Origin of the sequence: Variovorax sp. CCNWLW186, assembly GCF_037203865.1 — a bacterium.
In the GTDB taxonomy this organism is placed as follows: domain Bacteria; phylum Pseudomonadota; class Gammaproteobacteria; order Burkholderiales; family Burkholderiaceae_C; genus Variovorax.
In genome coordinates this window covers 1-14,955 of record NZ_JBBCBO010000033.1, presented here as the reverse complement: position 1 = coordinate 14,955, position 14,955 = coordinate 1, and the positions used below count along the sequence as shown (strand labels likewise).

Genomic DNA, 14,955 nt, shown 5'->3' with positions numbered 1-14,955 from the left:
TTCATTTTTCTGAACTGGTTTTTTCTTCTGGAGATGCGGGCGCAGAGGCAGACGCAGGCGGCGCAGCCGCGCCGGCCGACGGAAAGCCGAGCCCCGTTTCATCGAACTTGAAGCGCAGCCGGATGTACGCACCCTTGCTGGTGTATTCGTTGGCCGTGAGGTCGCGGTCGTGCAGGCCGACGAAGTTGTAGCCGGCGGAAATCCACAGGTCCTTCGCCATCTGGTAGCCGAGCTCCACGCCCGCGGTCTTCTGCAGCGAGCCGCCCTTGCCGTAGAGCAGGCCGGCCTGGATGCCGAAGTCCCAGTCCTTGTCGAGGTCGCGGGTGTAGCGCGCGTGCAGCAGGTGCGCCCAGTAGCTGCTGGCCAAAAAGCCGTCGTCGGTGCGCGAGATCTTTCCGGCGTAGCGCGCGCTTAGAACGCTGCCACGCTCCGGGTTGTAGTTCAGGTGCGCCGAGAGAATGTCCGCACTGGTGCTGCCCGGCAAGGTGGCGTTGCCGAACCCGCTGCCGAAGGCGCTGCCGCCTGTCAGCGCGCCTGCCGCGTTGCCGTTGCCCACGATGCGTTCCGAGCGGCGCTCATAACGCATCAGCGCATTCCAGGTGTCGCTGTCCACCGGGCGGTAGGCCAAGCCGATCTGATGGCGCTGCAGGTGGCGCTCGTTGCCGCTGTTGGTGCCCTGCCCTTCGCTGTCGCTCACCACGCTGCGCGCCAGCAGGCTCCACGCGGGGCTGATCTTGTAGCCGAAGCCGGCGCTGAAGAGGCGCGTGTTCGCGTCGTCGCCCTTGCGGCCTTCGAGGATGCCGCTGAGCTTGTAGTTGTCCGTCAGGTATTCGACGCCGGCCGTGACGGCGGTGGATTCGCCCAGCCCGCCCGCATAGCCGGTGCCGCTGTTGGCACTGTTGGTGTAGCCGCCCATCTGGCGGGTGTGCTCCAGGCCGCCGGTCAGGCTGAAGCGATCGGTGAGCTTGAAGGTGTTGCGCACGCCCATGGCTGCCTGCGCGCTGCGGCCATCAACGCTGTCGGCGAGCCGGTACTCGTTGTAGATGCGCCCGCCGTCCATGTAGTTGCTCTCGATGCCGAGGATGCCGACGTTGTTGGACTGCGTGGCGTCCAGCTGCGCATCGCCGTACAGGCTGGAGATGAGCTCGTAGCGCGCGTAGGCACGCGTCTTGTCGGTGATCGCGTAGTTGCCGCCGATGGCCAGCGTGCGGCGGTCGGAATCCTTCAGGTCCTGCTCGCCCTCGACGAAGACCTGGGCCAGCGGCACGCCGGGCACCTGTGCCGAGAGGCGCGCGCGCACGGTGGTGAGGCTTTCGCTTTCGGCGCTGCTGTTGGCCGTGGCGGCGGCGCCCAGCGCCGTGACGTTGCCGGCACCGACGCGGCTGCCGAGGTTGCCGTTGTAGGTGGAGATCTCGCCGTAGTCGAAGCCGGACCCCGAGGCCAGGCCGCTGTTGCTCTGGCCGTGGCGCAGGCCGACTTCCGCCACAACGTTGTCGTCCAGCTTCTTGCGCAGGCTCGCGCTCGCACCCTTGCGGTCGCCTTCGAGCAGTGCGTCCTTGCTGTAGAGCACTTCGGCGCGTGCCGCGGTGTTGTCGTCGATCTTGTATTCGGCACGGCCCGAAATCTCGGTGCGGCCCGCCGAGAAACTCGCGCCCGGGTTGTCGAAGCCGGTGCTGGTCTTGCTGGCGAGCGCCACCACTGCGAGCTTCTCGTCCTGGTGGCGCACTTCGATGCGGCCGCCCTCGCCCTTGCCCTTTTCGTCGGACTCGGTGCGCACCAGTTCGGCCGCGGCCGTGGTGTTGTCGCCCAGGCGGGCCACGGCCGTGAGCGCGCGCAGCTTGCGATGGTTTTCCGGGTTCTGGTCGGTGCTGGCGACCACGCCCACCTGCAGGCGCTCGCCCACCTTGACCTGCACGTCGGTGCCAGCCACGGTGAACTTGGGGCCGCCGCTGTCGACTTCGTAGGTGACGCGGATCGATTGCGGGTTGAGATTGGCGTCGACCGATGCGATGGCACGCGTGAACAGCACGCGGCGCGTGAGCGGCTCGACCGTGTAGTCCACGAAGCGCGTGACCGCCGTGCGCTGCAGCACGATGTCGGGCTGGTTGCGGTCGCGCACCACCACCTCGATCTGCTCGCTGTTGTCGACAAACTCCCCGCCGGTCGCGCTCAGGTAGTAAGGGCCGGAGGTGCCGACGGCGCGAAACTCCTCCACTTGCTGCGTCTGCGCGGTGCGGGACGCATAGCTGGTGGCACGCACGTTGGCCGTCTCATACACGTGCTTCAGGCCGGTGAGTGCGCGATTGCTCTGGCTCAAGTTGCGCACCTCGGTGCTGCTGCTGGTGGTGAAGTCGCCGTACAGCAGGAACGAACGGTTCTTGTCGATGCGCACGTACAGCTTCTGCGTGCTCTGCGCATCGAAGCCCTTGACGGACGAGTCGCCGTACACGGGGTAGAACTCGTCGGGTCGGATGTCGCGGAACAGGCGGTCCTTGCGCGCCTTGTCGGAATCGAAGGCGGCGGTGAGCAGGTACTCGCCCTTGACGGTGCCCTTGAAGAAGAAGGCGGCGCGGGCCCCCGCGCGACGGTTCTCGCGCTCGTCGGTCAGCCCCGTCAGCTCGGCCTCGAAGGCCGCGCCCGCGGGCATGGCGCCCAGCGGCACGCTGCCGCGCTTGGTGAAGTCGAGCACGCCTTCGACAAGGCCGACGCCGATCATCGGGCGCATCTCGGGCAGCAGCGCAAGCCGCACTTCCTTCACGAAGCTGCCCGCGGTCACGCGAATCCGCGCATCGCCCGCCTCGCCCGGCGGCAGCAGCCGGAACTCGGCGGCCCCGCCCTCCATGAACACCTGGGTGCCGGGCTCGGCCGGGTTCAGGTCTTCGTCGAACCAGCGGCCGCGGTCGGCCTCCAGCGTGAGCTGGGTGCGCGCGGTCACCGGCACGCCGGCCGCGTCGACCAGCCGAACCTTCACGGCCACCGGCGTGCGCAAATCGGCGTAAGCGGTTTCGGGCAGGTCGACCTGGATGCCGCCCAGCTTGTCGGGCGCGACGATGCCGATCTGCTCGGTGCCGCGCACGTTGCCGAAATCGTCCACCGCATCGAGCTGCAGGCGATTGGTTCCGGGCTGCAGCACCACGCCGATGTATTCCCAGGCGCCGATGCTCTTCGACGGCAGCTGGGTCTTCTTGCCGACACGCCGCCCGTCGATGGCTTGGCCGTTGACCGTGAGGCGCAACGCCAGGCCGGCCTCGCCCTTGACGCGCACGTTGATCGACTGGCCGGCAACGGTGTCGCCGTCCTTCAGGCCGAGAAAGCCGAGCGCATTGCTTTCGATCTGCGGCAGCAACACTTCCAGCTCGATGGGGCTGGGCACCGCCTCGGGCAGCAGCGGCGCGCTGCGCGGCTCCAGCATGGCGGCGGAGGTGTTGACCGGCCGGCTCGCGAACGCGCCGACGCCGCTTGCCGTGCCGCCCGTGGCCGATGCACCCTGGGCGCCGGCCGGCAAGCCGTTGAGCGCTGCGAACAGGCTGCCGGCGGGCGTGGGCGAGGCCGATGCGGCGGTACCCAGCGTCCCGCTCATGCTGCCCGACGCGGCACCGACGAAGCTGCTCGCGTTGGCCGGCGCATCGGGCATCGCGATCAGCGGTGCGGACGTGGTCATGGTCGAGCCGGTGCTGCCGCTCGCGAGCGCTTGGCCGCTGGCGGGCAGCGAGCGCAGGTCGCCCACGGGAACGATCTGCCCTTCGGGATTCAGTCGCATGCGCACCTGGGCTTCGGCCTCGGTGTCCGGAATGGCGGCGATGGCCGCGCGGCGCGCGACCACGTCGGCGAGCGTTGCCGGGCTGTCGCAGTTGCCGATGATGAAGTTGGCCTTGTGGAACTCGCCCTTCTTCAGGTCGACGAAGCGGCTCTCGGGCCTGCCGGCATTGCGGTTGTCGAGTATTTCAAGCCGGGCGCCGGGCGGCAGCGTGGTCTGGTCCACGCGCAGCACGTGGGTGAGCGGCTTGAGTCCGTAGAGGCTCCACTTGCCCTCCACGTCGGTGACCACGTTGGTGCCGTCTTCCATGAACAGGCGCACGCCGGGCACGCCGATCTCGTCGCTGCCCTCCTGCTTGCCGTCGGCCTTGCAGTCCATGTAGACCTTGCCGAACATGAAGGCCTCGTCCGAGAACACGCCGCCCGTGACGCGCACGGTCCAGTTCGCGAGGTTGGACTGCATCGGGCCCGAATAGGCACGCGCACGGTTGATGGCGTCACCGTTGGTGGGCGCACCCACGCCAACGCGCACGCGGTAGCGCACCATGGCCATCTGGTCGACGCCGAGCGTCAGCGTCGGGTAGTTGAACACCAGCTTCGGGCCCGCGCCGCCGACCGGGTTGGCGGTGGCCGCGCCGTTCAGGCGCGCGCTGTTGCTCACGTAGGCAAAGCCCGGCGGCAGGCTGTCGCTGATCGAGATGCCGGTCACCGGCGTACCGGTCTTGTTGGTCACCGTCAGCGCGTAGTCCAGAAAGTCGCCGAACTCGACCTGCCGCTTGCTGCCTTCCTTGCGCAGCACCAGGCCGAGCACATTGCCGGGATCGAGCGGGATGTGGTTGTGCACCACGTCGCACGCTTCGTTCGAAGCGTTGAAGCCGGACGTGACCGAGAAATAGTGCGTGGTCGGCTCCGCGCCCTTGGGCGGCAGCGCACCGGGCACCACCGGACCGCAACTGCCGAAGGTGCCGGCCGTCACGGGGATCAACTGCGAGGGATAGACATAGCCGCTGCCGGCCGGCGGAACCACGTGCAGCGAGTACGTGCACAAGCCCGTGGCCGGCGGCGACTGCAGGTAGAACTGGTAGCTGCCGTCGGCGCCGGTCGTCATCGACACGCTGCCGTCGGCATTGAAGGTGTAGGTGTCCGAGGAGCCGCCGTAGATTTCAGCCGCGGTCATCGGCGTGACCGAACCGCTGCTGCACGACTGCCGGGTGAACGTGACCACCGCGCCGGAAACGGGCGCCCGCGTGACGGCGTTGTAGACCGTGCCGGCCGGGTCGGCCAGCAGCGACTGCACCGAGTTGGCGGTGGCCGCAACCAGCATCGCGGGCGTAACGTTGATGGTGTTCTGGTCGAACGCAGCCGCCCACGCCTTGTTGTTGATGGCCACGCGGCGGTCGCCCGCGCCGGGCTTCTGGGTCAGGCGAACGGTGAAGCCGATTTCTTCGCTTTGCCCGGGCTCCAGCCCGCGGCTGCCGTCGGTGAGGCTGAGCACTGCCTCGGTCGGCAGCCTGAAGGCGTCGGCGCTCGCGAGCGCCTCGCGGTCGCAGGCGGCGCGGCCGGTAAAGCTGCCCGCGGGGTTGAGCAGGCCGCTGCGGGCCTTAGGCGCACTCACCAGCTCCCAAGACGCCACGGGCCCCTCGGGCTTGTCCATGTCGAAGGTGCAGTTCAGGTTGTCGATCACGCGCACGTGGGGTGCGGGGGCGACACCGGTGTTGGTGACGAGCAGCCGGTAGTCGATTTCGTAGACGCCCTGCGCCACGCGCCGCGGCAGCGACGCGCTCTTGGCGAGCGACAGCGACGGAAGCTGCAGTGACACCGGCGTGGGTGCGGTGTTGTTGTTCGGGTTGCCGTCGCTGTCCGGGTCGGGGCTGGTGCCGTCGACCGAATCGTCGAAAGCCACCGGCGCGCCCCCGGGCGCGAGTGCGCCCTGCGCACGCACGCTGTTGAGAAGCATGCCGGTGCGGCCGTTGACGTTGATGCGAACGTCGAACTGCACGGTGACCTGCGCGCCGACCGGCAGCACGGCACCCGGCGCCAGCAGGTTCTGCGCGGCGGCGGTGCCGGTGAACGAGTTGTTGGCCGCGGCCACGGTGCCGCTCGTGCCGTTGCCCTGGTTGCCCGCAATGGCAATGGAGCCGGGCACGACGGTGTATTGATTGGCGCCGGGTACGGCCGCGCTGGTGTAGCTGCCGAACTGGCTGGCGCCGCTGCCTTCGAGCAGGTCGGTCGCCTGCACGCCGTAGAGCCACACGGCGCCGTAGTTGCGCACGTCGACGCTGAAGCGCACCGTTGCGGTTCCGTCGAGCAGGCCGTCGGCGCCGCGGTTTGCGCGCGGCGTCGAGGCGGTCTTTGCCACACCGATGCGGCTCTGGCTGGTGGTGATGAGCACGGTGTTGGACGGCGACACCACCGGTGCGGTGCCGTCGTTGTAGTAGCTCTGCGCGGTGTTGCGGATATCGCCGGTCTGGTCCGCGCGCACGATCACCGCGAACTGCATGGCGATGGAGGCGTTGCGCGACACGGCCGCGGGCACGCCGATTGCTACCTCGACGGCCGCGGCGTCGTCCGCTGTGCGGTAGCTGAAGGCCGGATCGCCCGGCATGCGGAACAGCCGCACCGCGCCCGCGGCGGTGCTCTGCAGCGTGCCGGCGATGTACTGCGTGCCGACGGGAATGAGGTCGCGCACCAGCACCAGGCTGGTGGGCGCGCCGTTCACGAGCACCGGCGTGCCTGTCGGCGCGGCAACATTGGCGGGCTGCGCATCGCGCGCGCCGATGTTGGTGCCCGAGACCGAAAAGTCGATACGGGTCTGCCCCGGCACGATGACACCGGGGTAGCTCGCGCTCTTGGTGATGGAGATCACCGCCATGTCGCCCACCGTCACGGTGTCGCGATTGGTGGCGCTCAGGTTCTGCAACGCGGTGGTCGCCGTGAGCGCGGCGCAGGCAACGCCGGCACCGGTGGCCGGAACCGTGCCCTGCACCAGCAGCGAGGCCGTTTCGCCGGGGCGCAGCGCCAGCGCGCCGGGTGCGCCGAGCGGCAGCACCGGATCGCCCGGGTCCGCCACGCCGTTGTTGTTGATGTCGCGCACGACGCGCAGGGTCGAAAGGTCGAGCGTGTCGGCCGCGCAGCCGCCCACGTTGTTGGCAAAGCCCAGCGCATAGCTCGAAGGCACGTTGCCGGTGTTGGTGAGCAGGTGGTTCAGCGTGACCACCGTGGCGGGCGGCCGGTTGACGGCCTGGTCCTGCGTGAGCACCAGCGCCTCGACCGCGAGGACGTTCGCCACCACGCTGTTGGAGCTGGAGGTTTCGGTCTGCGCAAAGCCGGCCGGCACATAGCTGGCCTTGGCCACGTTGCGGATGACGCTGCCACCGGGCGCGGGTGCCGCATGCACGGTGGACGCCAGGAACAGCGTCAGGAGGAGCGCCAGCAACAGCGCCAGGCCGATCGCGAGCGTGGCGCCGGCTCGGCGCCATCGCTGCAAGCAGCAGCCCATCAATGAGTCAGACAAGAATTGCACTCCGCTTAACCTTCCGTCGGCGCCTGCTGGGGCCGTGAATACCTGGGTCTTTTTCCTCTGCCGCTGCCATGCGCGCGTGCAAGGGCACACGCGCCGAAAAGCAGCAGGGGAAAAAGGCGAAGCGCAGCCGTGAAGGCGGCGCCTCGCGTAAAGCCGGCAGGCCTGGAGAGGCCCGCCGGCGACTCAATCGCGTGTTACTGGTCGATTCGCACTGCGAAGGTCAGCGTGGCCGAGCCACCCGGGGCCACGGTGTTGGCCGCGCTGCCGCAGCTCACCGCCGTGGGGGTCTGGGCATAGGCCAGCGCGGTGCCGGTCACGCCGGTCGAGACGCACTGCGTGAGCGCCGGCGGCTGCGTGGCACCCGTCAGGCTCGTGAACGCAGGTGCTGCGTCGTTGATCGCGATGTTGGTGATCGGCGCGGTGCCTTCGTTGGTCGCAACGACCCGGTACACGATGCACTGGCCGGGCTTCAGCGACAGCGGCGTTGCAGCGAAGGCGGCGTCAGCCGTGCCGTCGCAGGCGATGTCGGCAGCCTGCGTCTTGAGGACGCGGATCTGGCCGGTGATCACGGTGCTGATGTCGGTGGCCGAGGGCGTGCCGCAGTTCGGTGCTGGGTCGGTGAACGTCGCCGTCACGGTGGTCGTGTCGGTTGCGCCGGCGCTGGCGCCGCCCGGTGCGAACACGCGCACCAGCAGCTTCTGCGTTGCGCCTGCCGCGAGCGGGCCGGCGATGGGGCCGGTCACCAGGGTGTCGCCCGCATCGATCTGGCCGTCGCCGTTGACGTCGAGGTAGATCGCGGTGGTCCAGCCCAGCGCCGCGTCGGCGGCTGGCACGGTGGCCGTGAGCGTGTACGCGCCGCAGCTCTGGTTGCCGGTGTTGGTCAGCGTGTGCGCATAGACGACGGTGCCGCCCGGAGCGACCTGACCGACGTTGTTGGGCGTGAGCGTGGCGCCCAGCGTTGCTGCCGTCGTCACGGTCACTGCGTCCTGCTTGGCGTCGGACACGAGCACGCCGGTCGATGCCACTGCGGTCGACTGCACGCGGAAGTAGATCGGCTGGGCCGTCACAGGCGTTTGCGTGGCGGGAGGCGTCACGCAGGCATCGACTTGCTGCTGCGCACCGCGAGCCACGGTCACGTCGGTGATGGCCGCGGCGGCACAGGTACCGCCCGCTGCCACGAACTTCACCGTCCAGCCCGCCGGCAGCGTGCCCGGGAAGCCGGTGGACTGGCTGGCCGCCAGCGTGTAGGTCTGCGTTGCCGGGCCGCCCGCATCGTTGTTCTTGACGAACAGCGTGAAGATCGTGCCGGTGCCCGCAGGCGTGCTGTTGGTCGTGGTCGGCTGTGGGCTGGGGCCTGGGCCCAAGTCACCGCCTGCCACCGAACCCGAGCCGGTACCGGTTGCGCTGTTGGTCAGGTCGACGAGCGAACCGACCACGATGGTGACCTGGTCGAGCGTGGCGTCGAGCTTGGTCGGGTCATTCGCCGAGCGGCCGGTCAGGACCGCGTTGAACGGGCCCGAGCCCACCGTGGCGCTGGCCGGAACATTGGCCTGCACCACGATGTTGGCGCTGCCGCCGACCGGAATCGGGCCGGTGTCGGGCACGCCGTCGCCTGTGGTGTCGAGCAGCGGCGTCACGCCATCCGCCGCGAACAGCAGGAAGGTCGTGCCCGCCGGGAACGTGCCGTTGGCGATGCTCAGGTTGATGCTGTCGACGCCGCTACCGGTGTTGAACACGGTCTGCGGGAACTTGACGCTGCCGCCTGCAACCACCGAGGGCTGCGTGGTCGTGTCAGCCGCCGTGCCGTTGGGCGTGCCAGCCACCGTGTCGACTGCCGTTGCCGCGGTCGAGGGGTTGGTACCCACGACGAGGCCGTAGCTGGCGACGACGGTGTAGGCCGCCGGGTTCGTGCTCGAACCCAGGGTACCGATCGCCGTTGCGGTGGCGGTCGGAGAATCCGTCGGGTTGTACTGGCCCACGTTGGTCGTGGTCGAGGTGCCGACCACAGCCGTGTTGTTCACCAACACCACGAAGCTGATCGTCTGCGTCACGTTCTGGCCGAGCGAGTTCACGACGGCGTTCAGCGTGCTGCCGGCCACCTGGAAATCGATACCCGCCGGATCGCCGCCTGCACCGTCGCCGAGCGCTACGCCCGGAGCGCTGCTCCAGACGGCGGAACCCGCGACATAGGTGAAGCCCGATGGCAACGTGTCCGACAGCGCGAACTTGCCAGGCGCTCCGCCGGTGTTGTTGAAGGTGAGCGTGTAGACCGTGTACTTGCAGGTGTCGCTGGAAGCGATACCTGCGCCCCAGGTCGTCGAGCACGAAGCCGACGACGAGCGCGGACCACCGGTGCTCGCGAGCGGCCAGGTCCCGCCGGGGGGAGCCGCCACTGCTGGAACACCAATCGACTTGGTGGCACCGAAGGCGGCCTGTGTTGTCAGGTTGACCTGGTCCTTGTCCGCTGCCGAGGTGTTCGGCGCCGTGTACAGCGCCGGCGTGCCCGGAGTGGCCGTGATGGTGGCGGTGTCGAACGGCGTGGTCGGCGTGGTGGCCGTGCCGGGGATCGTGTAGGCCACGACAAACTGGAACGTGCCGTTGTTGCCGGGCACGGTCTGCGCGGGCACGCTGCAGACTGCGGCGGGCGCGGCGGTACACAGCGGCGTGGTGCTGTCGGGCATGCCGTCGCCGTTGGCGTCGGGATAGACCTCGACCTTCGAGAAGGCATCGTTGTCGGCATCCACCGTGATGGTGAAGGTGTCCGAGCCGTTGCCGGTGTTGGTCAAGATGTGCGGTGCGTACACCACCGAGCCTGCGGCGCCGAGCTTGGTGTTGACGATCGTGGTCGTGACCTGGTTGAACGTGTCCAGCGTGAACGAGCCGACCTGCTGCACCGTGGTTTGCACCAGGTTGGAGGTGGCCAGTTGCGTGGTGCCGGACGAATCCGAATAGGTGGCCGAAGCCTGGTTACCGATGACGGTGTTGGCGGGTGGCGGCGCGGCAAGTGCGCTCGAGCTTCCAAACAGGAAGCCCAGCGACAAAACTGCGGCACCAGCCCATGTGGCTCTCGGCCTGAAGCCGATGCGCCGGGTTGGCAAGGTGGGACTCACGTGGTTTCTCCTCGGTTGTCAAAAAAGGAACAAAAAAAACCCGGCTCAGGCATTCCGCGAACGGAAGACAGCGGCCGGGTTGCGCGCAATAGCAAAGGGATCAAGGAAACAGAAAAACGAAAAGCCAGGAGGCAAACCACCGCCGACCGGTCAGCGCGAGGTCGCGCCCGCAGCGGACTGCACGGCAACGGGTGGCGCCTGCGGAGCGAGGGCGGAGGTCTTGGGCTCGGGCGGAACCACGACTTCGACTTTGGCGCGCGCGGTTACGGCGGCTTCGCCTCCGGCGGGCAACTGGCCGAGCGTCCAGCGCAGGGCGCGGTAGTCGCTGTACGGCACGGGCTCGGCCTTGTTGTTCGCGGCCTTGCGCACCAGCGGCTCGGCGGCGTAGACGCCGTCTTTGGTGGCCGCCTTGACCAGCGCGGCGCCGGGCTTGGCGCTGCGCGGCAGGTACTCGAGCCCCTCAGGAATGGGCAGATCGGCGACCAGGCCGGACACCGTCTTGCCGGTGTTGTTGGTGTAGGTCGCGCGGTATTCGAGAACGTCGCCGGGCTTGACCGAAGAAGCGTCCAGCAGTTGCTCCTTGCCGTCGGCGCCCTTCACCACCTTGAACTGCGTCAAGGCAACGGACACGGTCTTGTCGGCAGCGGGGGCCGACCGGGCAGCGGCAGGCTGCGCAGAAGCTGGCGCCGCCAGAGTGGCCACGGCGAGCATGCCTGCGCCGAAGGTTGCAGCCAGCGCGGGCAGCCTGGCGGCCTTGCGCAGAAGAGTTTGAGTCAGTTTTTGTATAAGCATGGTTGCTCCAGTTCAACGAACACACGGCAGGCCGACAGCAATTGCCGGCGAGGACAAGAATTACGCAGAAATATTTCTAATAAATTGATTCATACCCGCAATCATTTTTTAGAAATTAATTATTGAAAATAAATACGCCTGCTTGCACTTGTAACCAACAAGTATTTTGCCTGCGGCGAATGCCAAATCCGGATGTCAAATATGAGATCGGCAGTTCCACTTTCGACAACTCGCCTGTGATTTTTCCGACGACCACGTGGAAGGACTTTGGAACGCGCAAGTCCATCCCTGCAATCGACGTGCATAAATCCGGCTGAAGGCGCCGCAAAAAGAAGGGACGTGAAAAGCCACCAAAGCCCGCGAAGGGCTTTAGCTGTGGCAAAAAAGCCGAATCAGGCTTGCTCTAGAGCCTTGAAGATGAAATCGACGAAGGTTCTGATCTTTCGGGTATTGCGCCGGGCGGGCAAATACATCAGATTCAACTCTTCCGGCGTCAATTCGAAGGACGGCAGCACCGTTACCAGGGAGCCGCCCTGGATTGCCGACCTGGCACAGAGCAGTGGAACCAGCGCGATGCCGCCGGCCGAGCAGGCAAGCCTCAGCAGCAACTCCGGATCGTTGGCGCGAAACACGCCCGCGGCCCTGACGATGTACTCCCGATCGACGCCCGGAATGACCATTTCCATGGCGTGCCGCTCCGGGCCGCTGGTCAAAAAGTAGTGCCCCGCAAGGTCGTCGACCGTCTGGATCTGCGGATGACGCTCGAGGTATGAAGGTGTGGCGCACAGCACAAGGGGCTGCTTCTTGATGCGCCTTGCCACGAGGTCTTCGCAGCCTTCAAGCCCCACCCGGATGACCACGTCGGTGTCTTCGCGGAACAGGTCCACCCGGTCGGAGCCTACGTCGACGGTGAGCTTTAGCTGCGGGTGCGCAGCCATGAAGCCCGACAGGTGGGCCGAGAGCAACTCGCGGCCGACATATCCGGGAACCGAGATCCGCAGTTGGCCCGTGAGGGCTTCATTGGTGTTGGAGAGCTGCGACAGGGCCTGGTCGACCGCCTCCAGAACCTCCTTGGCCGTGGAAAAGAACTCTCTCCCCTCCCCCGTCAGGCCGAAGTGGCCCGCTCCCCGGTGCAGCAGCGTATGGCCGACGAGGGCCTCCAGCCGCTTGAGCTGCCGGGACGCAGACGCCTTGGGCACGCTCAGCGCGTCGGCCGCCTGCGTCAGCCCTCCTACCTCCACAGCCTTCACGAAAAGCCGCACATCCGACATCAACAGATCCATGATTCCCCCGAACCTGAGCGGAACTCCCGCGTGCCCAACCTCCACGTTGGACAAGAGTCGTTCAGCTCGACAAAAAAAGCTCTTCCCCGATCAGGCCGCGATAACAAGCAACTGCACCGACGTGCAACCACTTTAGCCAGCGCCCTCCAAAACTCAATAAACCTTCCGCTTTATTTGTCTCCGACCCAGGTCGATCCAATCTGCGCCACTTTTTCCAATCCAATTCTTAGTTGGAATTAAATATTTTCAGGCGCACTCATCCAACGCCGCTGCCCCACCAGCTTGCGATTTTTATATTCAAATGAGATTGCAGGCGATTCTTTTCGCCGGCAGGTACAGAGTTACCGCACGACCAGGGTCGTCCGAATTGTTGCTTGCACCAAAATGGTGTTAATAGAAAATGAAAGCATGGCTAAATCTTAACAACTGTAACAAGGCCAATGCGGGTCAGTTTTGAGAACTTTTCCGCAATCTCGCCACATAGATGTGCGGATTCGCAACTGTTGTCAGACAACCCCGGCGACGCGAGATGCACCTCGACGATGCATGCCGGTCTGCGGGCCATCCCCACTGCGCTGGGGCCGGGCCATCCGCAAAATATCGGGGGTAAAGTTCGCCCCACCCGGCGCCAAGCCCGCTACCGACGGCGCAGCGACCCCAAGCAGGGTATGCAGTCGGGTACAAATGCAAACCCACGCCATGCCGCAAGGCTGCCCTCCGAAATCAACAACGTAGCGTTTGATGAAAATAGCCACCTGCAATGTGCATTGACCGTATTTTGGACTCTCTTGAGTTTCTTTGAATGTCCGCCTTCGAGATAAATACCTTATAAAACAACAACTTACATCCACTCCTGTGCGGCCTTGCATCTTGGCGCACTTCCTTGGTAGCCGAGCATTTTGTGGGTATGCTGGTGGGTACGGAACCCCGCCACAGCACCTTGACTACCGCAATACCCCTTCGCGAAAACAGCCGCCCGCTAACCGAAACGCGGGTAAAAAACGCCAAGCCAAATCCGCGCCCTTACAAGCTCGTAGAGCCCGGTGGCCTGTTCCTGCTTGTGCAGCCAAGCGGTACAAAGCTTTGGCGGTACCGCTTCAAGCTGAACGGAATCGAAGGCCTGCTGGCTTTGGGTCGCTACCCCGACACAACACTGAAGCGCGCACGTGAGCTGCACCAAGATGCTCGCAAGCTCGTCGCGGATGGCATCAATCCCGTTCACCATCGGCAGGGCGAAAAGCTCCAGACCAATCTATCGACTTTCGGCAACTTGGCCGCATCGTGGCGCTTGGTGACAGATGGCCGGCTACGCCCAGCAACCATCAAGCAACGCGAGCGCGAGCTGAAGAATGATTTGCTTCCGAAGTTTCAGAGTCGACCGGTTGCGAGCATTACGCGCGCGGAGCTAGCCGCTCATCTGACCAATGTGGAGAAACGCGCCCCCGAGACAGCCAGAAATCTGCGCACCCATCTCGACGCAATTTTTGAGCACGCAATCGATGTTGGTTTGCTTACGGCAAACCCCACTCCGCCCCGCCGAGTACTCGCCACACGGCGGTCAACGCACCACCTGTCGCTGCCTTCAGAGCGCATGGGAAATTTTCTGCGCGCACTTGATGCGTCGCGGATCAATCCAGAGACCCGCATCGCGATGTTGATGGTTCTTCTGACAGCCTGCCGAAAGAATGAAGTCATCGGGGCCGAATGGAAGGAGTTTGACCTGAAAGGAAAGTCATGGACCATTCCGGCCGCACGCATGAAAGCAAAACAGGAACACTGGGTACCGCTTTCGGAGCAAGCTGTCGAATTGCTCCAGGAATTGCGAAAAGACACCGACGGCAAACATCTTCATCTGTTTCCCAACCGCGTTGACCCGACAAGGCCGATGGCCAATCGGTCACTCAACGCTGTTCTGGAACGTCTCGGTTACGGTGGCGAAAGCACCCCACACGGCATGCGGGCTGCGTTCAGTACGCATTTCAACAAACTGGGGGCGAGCGTCGACGTGATTGAACATTGTCTCGCTCATGCGCCAGTGAATCGAGTGCGTGCAGCCTACAACCGACATGCTTATCACGACGAGCGCCGGTCAATGCTGCAAGCGTGGGCGGACTATTTGGACCACCAAAGGAACGAGCTGTGAACCTTGCCAAGACGGCAGCGCCCCCAAGAGCTGCTCCTTGAATTACGCCGCCAAGGCAACTACAACAGCAGATCAACAGCGGCCCGATATCTCCAAATCCTAGATCCAATCCCTGCAGCGACATGGGTTTACGCAGTTGCTGCAGTGCATGGAATCGCTGGGCACGAAAGAGTCCGCTCTCGAACTTCTGGTTCAGACTGGTTGCGGTCAGTCGGCGTGGCCCGCTGATTGTCTGCTGTGCGCCGCAATCGAGCCATCCGGCAGCGCATTAATCCGCCTTACCGCCGCAGCAAGGAGGACGGATCTGCGCTGCTCAATCGACGCTCGCTCAGATTTCTGTCTGCTCCG

General features: G+C 65.6%; 5 protein-coding genes. 1 reads left to right on the top strand and 4 read right to left on the bottom strand.

Annotated elements, in window-relative coordinates:
- Window position 1: 1 nt before the first annotated feature.
- The 4 genes from V9K97_RS25740 to V9K97_RS25725 all read right to left on the bottom strand — a co-directional run bounded on the left by V9K97_RS25740 (window position 2) and on the right by V9K97_RS25725 (window position 12,464).
- Complete coding sequence (locus V9K97_RS25740; RefSeq protein WP_443304234.1) at window positions 2-7,279, bottom strand: hypothetical protein; 7,278 nt, start codon at window positions 7,277-7,279, stop codon at window positions 2-4.
- Window positions 7,280-7,473: 194 nt separating this feature from the next.
- Window positions 7,474-10,389 (bottom strand): beta strand repeat-containing protein, encoded by a 2,916-nt coding sequence (locus V9K97_RS25735; protein ID WP_337321581.1) that lies wholly within the window; start codon window positions 10,387-10,389, stop codon window positions 7,474-7,476.
- A 150-nt stretch (window positions 10,390-10,539) separates the two neighbouring features.
- Window positions 10,540-11,181, bottom strand: a complete 642-nt coding sequence (locus tag V9K97_RS25730; RefSeq protein ID WP_337321579.1) for a hypothetical protein — start codon at window positions 11,179-11,181, stop codon at window positions 10,540-10,542.
- Window positions 11,182-11,573: 392 nt separating this feature from the next.
- The gene (locus tag V9K97_RS25725; RefSeq protein ID WP_337321577.1) at window positions 11,574-12,464 is read right to left on the bottom strand and encodes a LysR family transcriptional regulator; all 891 of its coding nucleotides are present in this window, start codon (window positions 12,462-12,464) and stop codon (window positions 11,574-11,576) included.
- Window positions 12,465-13,404: 940 nt separating this feature from the next.
- Between V9K97_RS25725 and V9K97_RS25720 the strand changes: the two genes are divergently transcribed.
- The gene (locus V9K97_RS25720; protein WP_337321575.1) at window positions 13,405-14,607 is read left to right on the top strand and encodes a tyrosine-type recombinase/integrase; all 1,203 of its coding nucleotides are present in this window, start codon (window positions 13,405-13,407) and stop codon (window positions 14,605-14,607) included.
- Window positions 14,608-14,955 lie beyond the last annotated feature (348 nt).

Bases quoted from the DNA above. Each gene is read 5' to 3' on its own strand.
- V9K97_RS25730 (WP_337321579.1), bottom strand. From the start codon at position 11,181: ATGCTTATACAAAAACTGACTCAAACTCTTCTGCGCAAGGCCGCCAGG.
- V9K97_RS25725 (WP_337321577.1), bottom strand. From the start codon at position 12,464: ATGGATCTGTTGATGTCGGATGTGCGGCTTTTCGTGAAGGCTGTGGAG.